This is a genomic window from Vibrio sp. Sgm 5 (assembly GCF_026241575.1).
GTDB classification, from domain to species: domain Bacteria; phylum Pseudomonadota; class Gammaproteobacteria; order Enterobacterales; family Vibrionaceae; genus Vibrio; species Vibrio jasicida.
The window spans coordinates 62,225-78,224 of sequence record NZ_JAPHPY010000010.1 but is presented as its reverse complement, the minus strand read 5'-3'; the positions used below and the strand labels follow the sequence as shown (position 1 = coordinate 78,224).

The following is a 16,000-nucleotide window of genomic DNA, read 5'->3' as shown; positions in this document are numbered from 1 at the left end:
TGCTTGTAGTTGGCATATACGCATAAATGTTAATAAGCATGCTAATTTTCAGCATGAACATCTATACTGTTCTAAGTCGTATAATACCGCGATAAAACACTGACATGAATGCATACGTTTGAAAACGTATGCATTCATGTGAATTCAAATCAAACAGCAATCGCATCATAGGTATCATTAAAAAATACATTAGCATCCACACCATGGCTTCGCATTTGCTCATACTCTTTTTCGTAAATAGGGTGATATTTAATTATCAATCCTAGGAAGATGGGATGACTAAGAATTTTCTGTAAATCAATATGATAAAGATAAACATTGCCGTAATCCTTCGAACAATCAATCAGTTTTATCTGCTCAGCCCCCAACGTTTCATATAAAGACATATCCTCCCTTCCTCTCGCGGTAAAAAAAGCATTTTTTACATTGAAGTGATGGCGGATAATATAGTTTAGAACCAGACCAAATAGAAGCTCATAATCATCCGAATTCTTAAAGAAAGACAACCCAAAAAATAAAGTATCTTTATTTGAATTACTTGTGTAACGGTCAATGGACAAACCCAAAATATCAAACAAAGCGCCAACTTCTTGATGGAAGTACATATATGATTCTGGAATTTTACTTTCTACATTTCCTTTATAAAAAACGTCAACACTATATTTTTTATTATAGTCATCAAAACTATTTGCTTTAGCAGATATTAAATTAATTTTAGAAGTATAATCACCATATATTTCTTGAGCCTCGTAGTTAGTCCCTTTAAAGTGACAAATTTTAGCATTTCGCTCAGGCTTTAAAATAATAGCATGATAATAACTATCAAATTGGTTTAGAAATTTTCGATATTGCGACTCTAAAGAAACCGGAACTTTTGGTGCTGAACATTGATGTAAAAAAATGTTCAAGCAATTCGCCGCGTGAGCGATAAGCAACTGTCGACAAGATGATGGCTTTGTCACGCCATTAGTCCAGCGACTCATTGTAATATTATCCAGTCCTTTGAACTCGTCATACTCCAGATGAAGTTTGATCATCAATTCCTTTCTAGGAATCTTTTTAAATACCACTTCTTTCAAGAATTCATGAAACTTTAACATTAAAATCCCCTTCGGAGATCATGACCAATCGCAAAACGCGATTATCAATAAGCAAACAAGTTAATACCAGAAAAGGCGGTAAAAAATAACAAAGAGAACATTCCTACAATTAACGTAAGAAAATAAAACATCAACTACAGGAATGAACCTACTATCTTGTCTAACGTTATATATTAAAGAGCCACTTTTGTTTGATTTTCCCCGAGCTAACTGTTTACAAATAAAAATTAGTTACGAAACATTAATCATTTGAATGTAACGACTTGATTAGGATAAATAAGATCTGGGTTACTCTGAAACTTAGGATTCCAAAATAGTAGCTCTTTCAAATACACCTGACACTCACGAGCAATTTTAGATAGTGTATCCCCAGAAACAATCACATAAGGCTCAACGCATACTCTCTGAGGCGAAACGTCCGTCATGTCATCTTCCAATAATGAATCAATATCATTAAGCACAACGCTTTGAGGCATAACTTTTTCAACTTCAGTGTTGTTTGGCGTCACACGAGATTCATCAAAAACAGATAAATTAAACGTCAAACCCGCTTCAACAAAGTAGTCTCCATAAGGGTTAGAGCGACTGAACTTGTTTTCAATAAAAATATCGAAGTAATCTGATACTGATACTGAAAATCCCAGTCCCAGCTTGCTGTCCACTCCACTATCAATAAAGTCTAAGCCAAGTATTGGATAAACAGAGTAGATATCATTAAATTCGTATTGATAGCCAGCTTCTAAGCCAAAGTAACGTTGAAAATCACTATGGGAAGAGTGATGCATTTGCCCCTTAAGTAGATAATCATCTAACTTATACTCTAAAAAGTAGCTGTAATAGTTATGGTTTTCGTCAGCGCTTTGATTGTCCTTTACATCGTAGAAACCAGTTGAAACACCAACACTCGCAGACTTTTCATACCCAAATACCGGTTGGATAGAAAGAAAAGCCAATAGAAATAAACTATAAGTCCAATTCAAACCGAACGGTAACCGCATCCCTGTAATCTCCCTCATCCACATCATCAAAATAAAGCTCTTCAAAAGAGAAAACCAAATCAAAATCTAATGTTTTTCCGACAAAAGGAATCTTTGACGTTGTCTGCTTTAGCTCACCAGCTTCGACAATGTTGCTGTTGACGCATCGTGAACAAGCTAAACTGTACGGAATAACATCACTTGAGATCGTATGTTCCAATTCAAATTTATCTGCCGTTCCAGAAGAAAAGAACTGCATCTTTATTCCTGGCTCTATGTGACCAGAAATACTGACTTCATAAATTGTCGTCCCAGCGACACTGTGGTTCCCAGTATCATAAGAAAGCGAAAAGATACCATCGCCTGTTACATCGACAGCCGAAATAAAAGATGGCTTATAATCAATCGTAAATACCGTCGTATCATTATAAGTTTGATAAGTTGTTGTCGTGCCATACTTCATGTAATAAGTAACTGGTAGACTCACCGTTGCATAGTAAATACCAGTTGGCGCGTTAGCCGCTTTAAAAGCATCAACAAGGTTGTCTAACTTGTAAGAGCTCCTATAAAAGTCGAACGGTTTGTATTTTCTCGTCGCATTTAGATCATAACTGGCTCGGCATGTACTATTGTCTCTTAAAATGAACTGGCCTCCAGCTGAGCTTTCATAACCGCAAGTATTTGACTTGTTCTCTACACTAATAAAAGGACTTGCTGTACTAAATTGAATCCCAGTATGCTGGAACGCCGCGGTTACCTGAACTCCGGTGGTTGAGCTAAAAGTGAGCGTTGACGTCGGACTCTTTTGAAAGCTCGGGTTCCAACTATGAACAGGCAACAAGTTGAAAGAACTGCTTGGTTGCCAGATCTGTTGTACGACTTCGCCATCAATGACGTTAGCATTCATCCAAGTGACTTCACTACCCACCACCTTCGCAGTAATGTTGTTAGAGGCATAAGCTAACTCTGTATTCAAGCTAGCTATCGCAATGAGTGACAGACTATATAGATATTTGTTCATTGATACTCTCATTTGCATTTATCACCGTGATAGCAATGTTCTTCTTCCCGACGTAATTTGCAGGTAACTTAAATACTTTTTCTGAACCCGCTAATAGCTTGTACTGGTAAATACAGTTACTCGAGAACCCTTTTTCGCATGTGTTAATAACCGCGTTGAGCATGGTATTGCTCTTATTAGAGAATTTAAACTCTGTATCATTTACACGCTTAATTTCGTAATCTAACTTCACTTCAGAAGCAGGATCCATAAAGTAAATTCGATACCCAAAAGCAACAGATACCGCAGAATCCTCCCCTTCACCGACATAAGGATATGGATTAACATCTACCGCGTAGACTTGGTCTTCATCGAACTTACATGATTGCTTCGCGCAATCATTTTTCATTCTAACGGTTCTTGTTTCTCCATCCTTAAGAATGATCTGACTCGGTGAAACTGAAAACGTCCAAGTCGACAAGTTATCCTTGTTTACCTTGGTAACGATTTTCTCTCCATTCACATACGCGACATGTGCAATTTCTAGGTTTATGAACATGTCTTTGCCATCATTGTTCGTGATTGAGAAATCAGCAAAGTGGTCTTCATTTGCAACTTCAAACAAACTGCTTACCGCTACCGCGTGAGTGAAAAAGCTGATTAATGAAGTGAGTAAAAAAAATAATGTTCTCATGGCTACTACCTATTTTTAGTAAATTTGTCGGAATCAGAAACTGATAACGCGTAGTTTTGTAATTCAAGAATAACTTGTTTGTTTTTTGCAATGGATAATATAGGTTTAGAAAATAGCTTCGCAAAATAATGGTTATTGCCGTTAAAGGATATTTGGATTACTTCCATATCTGTCATTAATTTCTTATATCTTTCGACAATGCTGTTATCCTTAAAAGCACCTAGATAATAAATATGGTCTTTCTCATTCCCTAAACCATTAACCACAATTTGTAATCCCAATTCATCTTCTTCGATTTGAGGAAAACAGTTACTTTTACCGTATGAATTATCAAGATACCCATCACGAAGCGCACAAATTTGCTCATTCGCAGTAAGTAAGAACTTTTCGCCCCGCTCGACAGAAATGTTGTAGACACCATCTCCAACTTTCGCTATCGAAGAACATCCTTTACATTCAACATTATTAATTGGACGGTTATTGAAATCTTCAAAGTAAGTTAGAACAGAGACCACTTCTTCAAATTCGGTAACGATCTCTTTCAGTGTGCCGGGGTAACTGAACATTTCGCTACTTTCTATTTGCTTGTGTTTGTAACCGCTCAATTCTGTGTCTAGATTGAAGGCATACTCGTTGTACTCATCGAGTTCAATCAAGGTATATTGACCTTTAATGGTCTCTCGCATGTTGCTTTGGCCATTTCTGCGGATCTTAACTAACCCCAAATCATCTTGATCTTGTGTATTAGCCTTTGAATTTTTCACAACTAGATATGATGGGGCTCGTTCTCTAGAGGCATAGATATCATCAGAAGTAACAATCGTCGTCGACTCAATATTGGCAGTAAAATTCTGATAGTCTTCTGTTGTACCATTGGCATATAAGTTTGCATTGAACTTATCGTTGTGAATATTGGCATTAATCCCATAAACAGACTGTGAGTCATTCCCATCAACATATTGAGATAGATCAGCGCTTCCAGATAGCAGCATATTTCCAGCTTCTACTTGAGGAGCATAATATTGCAGTGTATTACTAAAGCGCGTATTACTACGAGTCGAATAATCAATACCAGAAATGTATGAGAAACTGTCATTAAGATCGACATTAACGCTGATCGAGAAGATATGTTCATTCAACCTAGAGTTGTTAAAGTCTTTCTGATAGCTATAACCTAGATCAACATAGACATTGTTAACAACATTTTTGTTGTAATTAGTCGATAGATTTAAGTTACTTACCTCTAAGTTAGAGTCTTGATAGGTCTCCATATAGCGGTTTGCATAAAAGCTAAATGTTCCCTCGTAAATGCGAGATGAATAAGATGCCGTTGCTTGGACATAATCGTTAATTCCGTATCGAATGCTTCCTAACTGTTCTGAGTCCGACAGTTTTTTATTCGCATCTAGCATTTCATAATCAAAGTTAATATCGGCAATTTGGAAATTGGTGTTGAATAAGTATCCACCTTGAAACTTATTGATATAACTGCCCACACCAAAGTTTGAATCGGTATAGGTAGCACCAAAACCCAATGCACCTTCTTGACTCGCTAACTGAGTATTGCCACCAATGAGTAAACGGTCACTTAATAATGAGTATGTTGCCGCTAAATCAAGGTACGTTTTTTCATAACTCCGCTGACTAAAACTGTTGCTCGATTTCATGACCGATACAGCATAATCGTAACCTCTTAAAGAGGTTTCAGAGTTATTGTTGTGAATGATTTTTTTGGAGACTTCTTCTGGGAAACCTACGGGTTTGAGTACCACTGATACCTCATAGTTTCCACGCGGAAGATTTCGATAGCTGACACTATGCTGCCCTTTTGCAACCGAATCAGTGTAAATAATTCGATCACCAGTTAGGACTTCTATCGTCCCTCTCGCTTTCATGTCAAAAAACACTTTCTTGGTGTTCCCAATATCTTTAACCAATAGGTTGTCATTAGAGAAGTAGCTAACGCCAAGTGTTTCTTCTTCACGATTGAAGTTGAAAATAGAGGTCGAGTTTTCTGCGGTATTCCCTCGATGAGTTTCATACGCTTTCAGCGAACTTCCCTCAAGGTCATAAGTGTAGGCCAACTCATCAACATCAAACTGGCTAGACCCACTGTCAACCGCATATAAAGATGCTTCTAGATCGATATGAGAACGCCCGAATCCAAGAGTCGAGTCGTTGGTTAACGTCGCATTAGTTGAATCTTGATAATGTGTAGCAAAGAGACGATTGGTCGAAATCAATGCGCGGCGGTCTTCAGTCAATTGAGTAAAGCCTAAATCAGTGACTCCTTCGGAAAGGTAATTGGCAGGGACTTCAATAATGGCTTGCTTCTGAGCGTAGTCGTAAACATAAAGAATGTTTTCATCACTTTGCTCCTCTGCAACCACAGTGTGCATAACAGCATCAATATATTCACTGGAGACCCCTGATCTTATTAACGCTTGTTGCAGTTTTTCAGGCTCTTCGACGGATTGCACACCATCAAAGTTAGAAGTGACTAAAACTGACACACTCGTATCATTAGGAAGAACAAATAAGACTTGATTTGACTGATATTCATAAAAGTGTTCAAAACCTGGTGGAACAAACTTCGTGTTTGCATATGCAGAGAAAACAGGAATAACACTAAGCAGCAAAACCGAACTCTTAATAGAAAGAGCCTTTACTCCCTGTATTTCTTTTTTATTATTGATTTTGGAATCCATGCAAAAAAACAACAAACTAAATACCTCCAAACCTCACACGACGATTTCTCAAGTGCTAAGTACACGGGTCATTAATTAAAAATCTAATCCGATAGAAAGCGTTACTTTTCCGCTACAACGCTCATCCTCAACATCAACTTGAAGATCATTGTCAAAATCGATTTGGAAGTTCTTTTCTACCCATAATGTGTCTCTGTTAGTAAAGAAATCATTCAACCTAATTTCTTTACCTACGCTTAATACTTCGCCATCTAGTGTATGTTCAGCAAAGTCAGCCTTAGTTGAGTTTCCTTTGTTATCAAAGCATTCACTTACCAAGACATTAGTGGATATTTTATAGCCAGCAGAAAAGCTGCTTGGAACATCCGTAGTTACAATCAACTTGGTTTCAATACTTTTAAGCTCACCCGTGGCTCGATCCACTTCAACTTGTAACCTTGGCTGCTTAAATTTGAATTCTTTTATTCTGTATGAGAAAAACTTTTCATTTTGGATCTCTGCCGATAACGGCAACACTTTAGTCACTGAATTAGAGGACAGAGCAATAGAAGGATAAAGCAGAAATAAGATGATAATTTTCTTCATAGATTTAATTTGCGCGGCCTAAATTATAGGCCGCGCCTTCCACTTTATGGCGTGTAAGTTGCGAATTCCACGTCTGCACGTAGAACGGTTGTTGCAGTGATAACATCACCCGCAATAACGTTCGACATACCAGTACCTGGTGCATTTGCAATTTTCCACTGGGTCTTCCAAGCGTCAGCTGCTGTTGACTTCAATGCTGAATTTGTCGCCACAACGACATCATCTTTAAACATGCTTACATCAACATCTGATAGATCCACACCTTTCTCTGATACAAACGCAGGCACATCAACACGGTAGGTAATACTTTCTGGTGCAACACCAGAACCTTCTGCGCTTTCTGTCCCTACAACAACCGGCAGACCTACTACATTCGTCTCTGAATCGTAGTAACGAACTTCAACAAGAACGTTTTCAGAAGTGAAGCTACCGTCTGGGTTGATCGTTAGACCTGCATCAATAAGTGCACCACCGTTTTGACCAGTAATTGTGATCCACTCACCGTTTACTACTGTTGGTACTTTTGCTTCCCAAGTTAGCGTTGCACTTGTTGTATCGATATCGCCTGCAGCTGGGTTAGCAGCAGATGCGCCAAAAGCAAATAGTCCGGTTAGAACTGCTACAGATAACATTGTCTTTTTCATATTATTACTCTTACTATCCTGTTAAAAATATTAATCGTGGCAACGTTGAAAAATTGATTTCCTCCCTCACCCCACAGTCATATATTAGTGTTTTCATTCATTTCAGAATTAGCATCACATTTAATTATTCGCCTTTCATGCCAACATACATAAAAACTCGATTAACAAAAACACGCCCACATCTATAAATGAAACTCAAAGAAACAATAAATACCTTATTATCAATGAGTTAAATTAAAAACAAAAAGAAGAAGAATAGAAAATTGTGATATTCCTACTTGTTGCGACAATTAATCCTACATTATATTTTAACTAGTACTACTTTGCTTAAAACTTCGTAGAAGTTAGTTTAACTACAGATTTAAAATCATAATAATTGACAGTATCGAAGTTAATTTCAAATGAATAACACAGAAAAAAGTAAAGCCTGAATTTTCATTCAGGCTTTACTTTTTTTCTAGTTCAATGGTTATTGCTTGCAGTCTATATCTACTAGTGTGCCGACTACATTACCCGTCTGACCATCTTTAATATCAATTGTTCCAGATCCAGCTCTAGAACATAGCGCAGAATAGCGAGGGTCTGCGATTTCGCCAGGTCTATTCCCCAGTATCAATACACCTTGTGGGTTTGCAAACTCGTATGGGATGTTATTCTTATTGACTGCATAAATGTGTATAAGGTGGTTTCTGATAAACCCTTTACTCAAACATGCTGAATCGACTCGGCCTTGGCTACCTCGTACTTCGTAAGCCCTGTCGTTTAGCTCTACTGTGGTGCTGCTGCCATGTTCGGTAGTTGAAACAAACTCCCACAGACGCCAATCGGCTTCGTCACTGGTTGGACCTTCAGGTCCTTTGTAACAGGTTCTTGATTCTGAAATTTTTAATACGCGTATACGGAGGGCTCCCCAAGTCGTCAAAGAGCCACCGCCTTTAAACGTCACATTTGCAGTTTTAAAACTTGTGCCAAATTTGGCTGTGACCATAACGGTTTGTGCTGAATCATTAGTGATCCATGCATTTGCATACCCGTTGCCGTCTGTTTTTGTTGTTTGAGATACTGTTGCATTTCTTTCAACAGTAAAGTCTATCGTCTTATTACTTAAAGGGTTATTGTAAGCATCAGTTAATTGTGCTTTTACTTTGTTTTCTTCAGTACCACCTGCTGACGCATTGTCTTTAACGACAGACAATGACTTTACCTTTGCTGAGTTGACGTTTGCCACGAAGGTAACGTTCGTTGATTTCGTGCTTGTACCATATTTAGCCGTTACTGATGTCTTTCCAGCCGTGGTATTTTTCACATAAACCGAAGCAACACCACTGGCATTGGTTTTTGTTGAGCTCGCGATACTACCACTCGACACTGTGAAATTGATGTTTTGGTTAGAGACTAAGTTACCGTTAGAATCTGCAAGTACGACATTGACCTGGTTCGTAGCGGAGTTATTCGCCACAGCACTATTTTTTGCGATTTCAATTTTGGTAATCGTCGCAGAACTTGCATCGGCATTGAAGGACAGCCTCGCAGTTCGAGAAAATGAACCAACGGATAGCGTCACATTGACACTTTCCGCTTTGGTACTCGTTAACTCAAATTTTGCCTTACCATCATTACCTGTCTTAACCGTACTGCTTACAAACTCAGCACGACCTGTCGTCACACCTTTAATATCAACGCCGACTGCTGGGCTGCCATGTTGCTTGAACTCAGCCTCTACAGAGACTTTCGAGGCACCATTAGCGGCTGCAGAAGCAGTCAATGTTTTGATCGTCAAGGCACCATAACTGTAATCGTTCACAAATTCGGCCTGGGAAAAAACTGTATTCGAACCATAAGTTGCTATGATCTCTACCTTTTCGGCAACTGTGTTTGTAAAATTGACGACCGCGTTACCACTTGCATTCGTCACACCAGTTGTATTCTTTAGTTTAACTGTTGAGCTCTTCTTAGCAGCAAAGTTAACAGTTACCCCAGGAATGGAATTAAAGTATCTATCCACAACCAGAGCAGTTATCTGGTTTTGATCGATGCCATCCGCTAAAGCACGATCTTCAGAAGTCGATGCCTGTAATAAGGAGGCAGTACTTACATCAGCAATAAAAGTAACTGTTTGAGAAACTGAAAATGTTCCGCCAACATCTACGGATACACTGACTGATTCCGCTTTAGTGCTGGTTACTTCAAATCTTACTTTGCCACTGTTGTCTGTAACTTGTGAGTCTTTAACTAGGTTCGCTCGTCCAGATACTGAGGATACTGAGGCATCAACGGTAATCCCTGAGGCCGCTTTCCCATTAATAAGGAAAGTTGCTTCTACAATCGCCTTGTCGCTGCCATTCGCTACTGCAGTGCCATCGATTGCTCTTATAGAAAGAGCACCGTTACTCACACAGGTAACATAGTAGCCTTGGCCATCATCAGTAAGCTGCTGTCCGCTAGATAGACTAACGACCTTATAAGTCGAAGAGTCCAGTGTGATATATCCTCGAGATAAAGGCCAACTTTTGCTATTTCCTTTATCACTAGCCCACACACTCTGAAGTTCCGCTTTTGTAGGCAAGCGACCAAAAGTTCCGCAATATTGCGCTGCATTGTCTTGCTTAAATACGGCTACCGCTGGCGTTGCTGTATGCGTTAAATCAAAGTAAGTTCCATCATTTCGGATACCGCTACTGTCGGCTTCACTCTTAGTGAGAGGGGCACTGTAGACTTGGTTGTTGTGGTAGTAATCGTCCCACAATCCTGTTTGAGTTGAGTCAATCGCAACAATCTTCATCAATGCGGCATCAAAACCACCACGATGGTCGGTAACAACGGCATTTACATAATACAGCCCTGCGTGCTCAACTTTGAAAGTGAATGTTTTGTTTGGATCTGTGTCATTCGACAAAGCAACTGCTGAATCAAACGCAACAACTTGGATTAATTGGAAATTGTCGTCCTGCTTATCAACAACGTATCGTGAAATATCGATAACTTCCGTTTTGCCAACTTCTACTGTGTCGAGGATTTCAATTTTGTCAGGAATATCTATACCAACAGAACTGCGTTCAGAAACCGTCACCACAGCAGAACCAACCAAAACATTACCACTACTATTTTCTAGCGTGTATAAAATACGCTCATTCCCTTTAAACGTTGCCGCGGGTGTATATGAAATCTTGTTATTTGTTTTATCTAAAGACACGGTTGAGGAACTGCCTGTTGGCATTAAAATGACATCATCCGTTAAAGAAAAGTCAGATAGAGAGGTGTTATCACCAACCTTGGTGAGTTCGCTCTCGATGTTGATTTCTAATGTTTCGCCTTGATAACCAGCAACACCAAACGGAACCAACTCCGCTTGTTCTGCGTTGTTTGCTACCACGACACGACTTACTCCGCTGCGTTTACCTATCATTTGGTAACCACTTGAATATCCATCAAGTCCAACCGTGTATTGGTAGTCACAAACCATTGCGTGGTCAGAGATGATTTGGAAGCTTTCATTATCACTATCAACAAGTTGACAGCTTGGATCTGATGATAAAACTTCAACTTCAGCAAGGGAGATGCGCTCTCCTCCTGAACGCGCAACTTTATCAATAACATTAACTCGAACTTCTTCCGAGTCAGTACTTTGGACGACACTATAAAAGTCTTCCGCATGAACAGAAACATATTGATCTACTTCGTTTTCTGGCCATAGTTCACTTGAACTTCCCGAATCAGATTCGCCACCGCACGCAACTAAGATAGGAAGTAAACCTAGAGGTAGAAGTGTACGTACCCATTTCTTTAAACTATTTACTTTTTGTATCGGCATAGAACTCACACTTAAGTAATCGCCTCTTAAATCTGCGCGAGTGGGCTCATTAGACGGAAGGTAAGCTGTATTTGGGAAAGAAACAGAGCTAGATAAAAGTGCTTTCCCAATACTCGTAGAATTTAAATTTGAGCTAAACCGCACACCACCAATAAAACCACCAACACACGCCAAGGCTTTGGATGCATATCTACTGATTATCATTTTTTATGCGATTCATTGTTTAGCACTAAAAGCACATTACTCATTAGCTTGCTAACAAACACGGGAAAGCCCTGATAAAAAAACAAAAAAACCACCACTTTTCAGTGATGGCTTTGCTTCATCGATGTTGCTTTGTCTTAATTAGCGAGGATCAAGACCTAGCTTTTGTAGTACCAGTTTGAAGTTCTCGCGGCGCTCTTTCACGTTGTGAACATCACCTGTCGAACACGTCAGATCCGGACAGCCACGGTTAACGATGCCTGAAACGTCATCAATAAATTGAGAACCTTGCAGGCCACTATCTACGTACTTCTTCAGCTCGTTGTGGTAGTTCCAATCAGCGTACTGACCGCCTTCATCGTTGTATGCCTGAACTGACGTTACCCAGTAGAACAGACCTGCGATCCACTTGATCTCTTTGTTCTCTTCCGAGCTACAAATCAGACCTGGGTTAGAACAGAAGTCCAGCTCAGCATAAAGTGGGTTCGCCGGTGGCGCTTCTACCGTTACGCCGTCAATTGTCTTACCAATGTTTGATGGGTCAACGTGCGAACGACCTAGGTAGTGGTTAAGCGTACCGAAGTTCTGACGACCAGTGGTTTGGATAACACCACGCCCCCACCAGCCACAGCCTTCAACGCTTTCTTGGCTGCTGCCGTCCCAAATGAACTTACCTGCTTTCTGACCCACGTAAGTCTTACACTCGTCGCGTTCCCACACTTGCTTAGATGTATCTACGCTTTCTGGAACATCGTTACAGTGACCGTTGTTTGTCCAACGACCTACCGCACCGTTCACCAATAGACCACGCTCTTCAAGTACTGCATCAGGTGCGGCAAAGACTGGAGCTGGAGCGCCATACCATTTCGCATGAGTAAGAGCACTGACTTCCATTTTGTCATCACGAGGACAAGAGTACGCATGGTCCAAACCAGAGACTGGGTTTACACCGTAATCTGCGTATTTCTGACCTAGTTGACCGCAGCTTGCTGTCATTGGGTAATCCGCAGGCGCGCCATATTTCACTTCAGACCAGTTGTTCTCATCACACGCGTTGTAGCGAATGGTCTCTTGCATACTTTGCGCAAGGAACGCAGCAATCGCGACTTTCGCGTATTTGATGTTGGTTGCGTCATCAACTTCATCGTTCATTAGCCAGAACTTGTTGCCCGCTACACCAATGTTGTGCATTGCGTTCAAGCCATCTAGGAAATCGTTCCACTTGTAAACCGTTGACGGAACCCACTGAGATTGTGGCGTTTCGTATAGGAAGGCTTCGTTATCCATCACGCTTTCAGCATTTGCTAACTCTTGGTTTAGCGCTTCAATGCGAGTCAATGAACCTTTCTCTAACTCTTCACCTACGTAGTACAGTGGCACTTTCGCCGTTTGGTAAAGCTCAATTTTGCTGGTTAGAGCTTGAGAGTCTTGATCAAACATCAATGCAAACACGTTGCTGTACGCGGCTTTACGGATTTGCTGATCGGTTTGCGTGTTGCCCATGAAGTAGTTTGCGGTTTGCTCTGTCGGCATGTTCGCTAACATTGCAGGCGCATCAACGTAATCTGTCACCTGTTTTACGTATTCAAGTGCGTGGTGCCACTGTTCGCTGGTTAGTGCAGTTGTTGCATTCGATTTAGTAAACGCCACAAAGTCAGCTTTGTTCGCAGATTCTGCTTTGTAAAGCTCGAAGCTATCAAGTAGATCAGCCGTGAAAACGGACGCTTCATCCCATACAGACTGACGACCAGAGTGGGTATCGTACGCAAACTCACCAATGCTTAGTGACCAACCAAATGTCGCTTGTGGCGCAAGGGTTGTGAAGATCAAGTTGTAAGCATGTGCCCAGCCTTTCACGTCATCGCTCAGTGCGTTGATCGCATCAATATCAATACGGCTACCCGTGATATCAATGGCATTCGTCAGTGCTTGTTTAACCGCAACGGCACCAAACGATGCACCTTTGTCTTGCGTAGCGAGATCCAAAACATCCGATCGAATCACGATAGATGCTGTACCCGCGCCCTCTGCTTGTTCGACAGCCGACACAAACGAACGTGTCAACTGCTCTAGGTCTGTTAGCACATCACTGCTGCTTGCTGCGATAGTTAGCGTGCTTGGCGCTTGAGTTGATGGGCTCGCCACTACGAATGTATTTGGCCAACCTGCCACTTCCAGGCGCACTGGGTCCATTGGGTTACGCAGTGATAGTGCTGGCGCTGTACCCGGCTCAGTACCATCACAGTTTAGATGTAATGACCATGAGCTATCGCTGCCAGGAACAGATTGCGTCCAGTACACCGCTGAGTAAGCAATGTTCTTGTGAACCATAATGTCACCGCCTGTCGCGTGATCACCACGGGTCCAGTCTGGGTACACATTAAAGTCAGCACACAGTCCACCTGTTGGCGGAGGTGTCGGTGTTTCTACTTTTTCAACTGTAATGTTTACACGTGCTGTCGCCGTTAGGTTCTCAGCATCTGTCGCAATCGCTTCTAGCTTAACTGCACCAACTTCTGACGCTGTCCAGTTACAAGAGAACTGGTTTATGGTTGCTGCGTTGAAGTCACAGATTTGCTTGTTGTTTGCTTTCACGACAACGCGAGACAAATCGTCATCAGCATCCGTTGCACGAACAGAAATCGATACCGCTTCACCTTTTTCAAACTTAGAACCGTTCGAAGGCGAAGAGAAGCTAACTTCTGGCTTAACAAAGCTTGGAGCTGCTTCAATAGCAACAGTGATACTGCGTTGTTCAACCATTTGGTTATTCTTATCAAGAACCACCACTTTCAGTGTCGCATTGCCCACTTCATTTGGCGTCCAAGATTGAGAATACGTCGTTTGACCTGCAGAGATGTTACGTTGACCTAACTTGCGGTCATTCGCCCAGAACTCCAGCTTAGAGATCAATTCACCATCAACACGGGCTTTGATCGTCGTTGCCTGACCCACCATCAATGTTTGACCTTGTGTAGGCGCGACGAACGTCAGCTCATGCACTTCTGGTGTCACAGGTGGTTCAACTGGCTTCTCTTTTACTGAAATGCTGATCGCTTGTTGCTGTGTAAGACCTGAGGTGTCTTCCACTACAGCTTTGATCGTGTGAGCGCCTGCGCCAACAGAAGTCCAATTTGCTTGGAATGGGGCTTGCGTTACACGAGCCACTTGTTTGTTGTCGACAAAGAAAGTCACGGCTTTAACGCTGGTATTAGTCGCCGTCACGTTTGCTAGCATGGACACCGCTTGACCTTCTTCAAACTCAGCTCCATTCACTGGCGATGCCAATTGAAGAGAAATTTCTGGTTCGCCAACTTCGCCCTCATCGTCAGCGATCAGACGAATGGTATTCTGAAGAAGGGTCAGATCCAATACGCCGCTCACACCCAACGTTAGCTCAATACGCTCACCAGCCGGAAGTTGTGATTTCACCCAGCTACCGCTATCAAAAGCCAGCGCAAGCGTGTTCTTGAACAGGTTACCCTGTGCGTCGCTGGTGAACTTCATACCTGGGTAGCTGATGCCCGTCGCAGACCAAGATGGTGTCGACATAGATAGGTTTGAATCAAACGTCACTTTTGCATCACGCAGTTCAACTGGCTTTGAACTGTCGTTCGTTAGGATCACTTTGTAAGTGTTCCACCACTGGCTTTCTGAGCCGACGATAGTTGCGTCTGTGATCACTCCTGCGTGTACAGCAGGCAATCCCATACCGATCGCCAGTGCTAAAACACTTGGCATGATCGCTAGCGTATTCTTTCTCATAATTAAGGACTTATACAAACAACAATAAAAAGGAACAGCATTATAGAGGGGGACTTTTTTCGCGCCGCAGCGGACAGATGTAACCAAATGTAACTCAACTTACAGGTGTAAAAGTGCCAAAAATAAAGCGTCTTTTTACGTCAATTTGACGACATTTCGCGCGCAATCGATAAGCAAACATAAATCTGGGACTCTAGTTCAATTTTCTGAAAGTGTGCGCGAGATAAAACAAATCAATTTATCCGTTTCTACAAATAGTGTGATTTGTGTTTTTTACGCCTTTATGCAACTGAAAATCAATAAGTTACAAAATAAATACAGTTGAAATGTTTAGTTACATGTTAGCGAAAAAAACGCCAAAGCTAGAGCGATATGAGAGCACAAAAGAAGCGCCTGAAGCGGTTATAAAGATCGTCTTCACACTTCTTAACTGAAGCGCTAAAAATAAGGTATATGAATGATCATCCAGTGAAAACGATAAGTATAACTTTGCAACAAAACGTCAATATCCG

At 41.2% G+C, this 16,000-nt stretch carries 9 protein-coding genes; all 9 read right to left on the bottom strand.

The window, feature by feature from the left end; translation table 11 throughout:
• Nucleotides 1-149: 149 nt before the first annotated feature.
• Nucleotides 150-1,100: a hypothetical protein gene (locus tag OQJ86_RS08030; RefSeq protein ID WP_265987431.1), complete on the bottom strand. Its 951-nt coding sequence runs from the start codon at nucleotides 1,098-1,100 to the stop codon at nucleotides 150-152.
• 245 nt (nucleotides 1,101-1,345) lie between these two features.
• A complete protein-coding gene (locus OQJ86_RS08025; protein WP_265987430.1) occupies nucleotides 1,346-2,053 on the bottom strand; it encodes a LysM peptidoglycan-binding domain-containing protein in 708 nt (235 codons plus the stop codon).
• Nucleotides 2,054-2,063: 10 nt separating this feature from the next.
• Entirely contained in the window at nucleotides 2,064-3,098 is a 1,035-nt protein-coding gene (locus tag OQJ86_RS08020) for a hypothetical protein (protein ID WP_265987429.1), read from the bottom strand.
• Nucleotides 3,079-3,771, bottom strand: a complete 693-nt coding sequence (locus OQJ86_RS08015; protein WP_265987428.1) for a pilus assembly protein — start codon at nucleotides 3,769-3,771, stop codon at nucleotides 3,079-3,081. The genes OQJ86_RS08020 and OQJ86_RS08015 overlap by 20 nt, the downstream gene beginning before the upstream one ends.
• Before the next feature lie 5 nt (nucleotides 3,772-3,776).
• Entirely contained in the window at nucleotides 3,777-6,479 is a 2,703-nt protein-coding gene (locus OQJ86_RS08010) for a TcfC E-set like domain-containing protein (protein ID WP_265987427.1), read from the bottom strand.
• Between the two features lie 75 nt (nucleotides 6,480-6,554).
• Nucleotides 6,555-7,064 (bottom strand): hypothetical protein, encoded by a 510-nt coding sequence (locus tag OQJ86_RS08005; RefSeq protein ID WP_042606146.1) that lies wholly within the window; start codon nucleotides 7,062-7,064, stop codon nucleotides 6,555-6,557.
• A gap of 44 nt (nucleotides 7,065-7,108) precedes the next feature.
• Nucleotides 7,109-7,708: a hypothetical protein gene (locus OQJ86_RS08000; RefSeq protein ID WP_265987426.1), complete on the bottom strand. Its 600-nt coding sequence runs from the start codon at nucleotides 7,706-7,708 to the stop codon at nucleotides 7,109-7,111.
• Nucleotides 7,709-8,177: 469 nt separating this feature from the next.
• Entirely contained in the window at nucleotides 8,178-11,519 is a 3,342-nt protein-coding gene (locus OQJ86_RS07995; RefSeq protein WP_265987425.1) for an Ig-like domain-containing protein, read from the bottom strand.
• Between the two features lie 345 nt (nucleotides 11,520-11,864).
• Nucleotides 11,865-15,488, bottom strand: a complete 3,624-nt coding sequence (locus OQJ86_RS07990) for an Ig-like domain-containing protein (RefSeq protein WP_265987424.1) — start codon at nucleotides 15,486-15,488, stop codon at nucleotides 11,865-11,867.
• Nucleotides 15,489-16,000 lie beyond the last annotated feature (512 nt).

Excerpts from the sequence above, each read along its gene's own strand:
- OQJ86_RS08030 (WP_265987431.1), bottom strand. The coding sequence starts at position 1,100 with ATGTTAAAGTTTCATGAATTCTTGAAAGAAGTGGTATTTAAAAAGATT.
- OQJ86_RS08020 (WP_265987429.1), bottom strand. The coding sequence starts at position 3,098 with ATGAACAAATATCTATATAGTCTGTCACTCATTGCGATAGCTAGCTTG.
- OQJ86_RS08015 (WP_265987428.1), bottom strand. The coding sequence starts at position 3,771 with ATGAGAACATTATTTTTTTTACTCACTTCATTAATCAGCTTTTTCACT.
- OQJ86_RS08010 (WP_265987427.1), bottom strand. The coding sequence starts at position 6,479 with ATGGATTCCAAAATCAATAATAAAAAAGAAATACAGGGAGTAAAGGCT.
- OQJ86_RS08005 (WP_042606146.1), bottom strand. The coding sequence starts at position 7,064 with ATGAAGAAAATTATCATCTTATTTCTGCTTTATCCTTCTATTGCTCTG.
- OQJ86_RS08000 (WP_265987426.1), bottom strand. The coding sequence starts at position 7,708 with ATGAAAAAGACAATGTTATCTGTAGCAGTTCTAACCGGACTATTTGCT.
- OQJ86_RS07995 (WP_265987425.1), bottom strand. The coding sequence starts at position 11,519 with ATGCCGATACAAAAAGTAAATAGTTTAAAGAAATGGGTACGTACACTT.
- OQJ86_RS07990 (WP_265987424.1), bottom strand. The coding sequence starts at position 15,488 with ATGAGAAAGAATACGCTAGCGATCATGCCAAGTGTTTTAGCACTGGCG.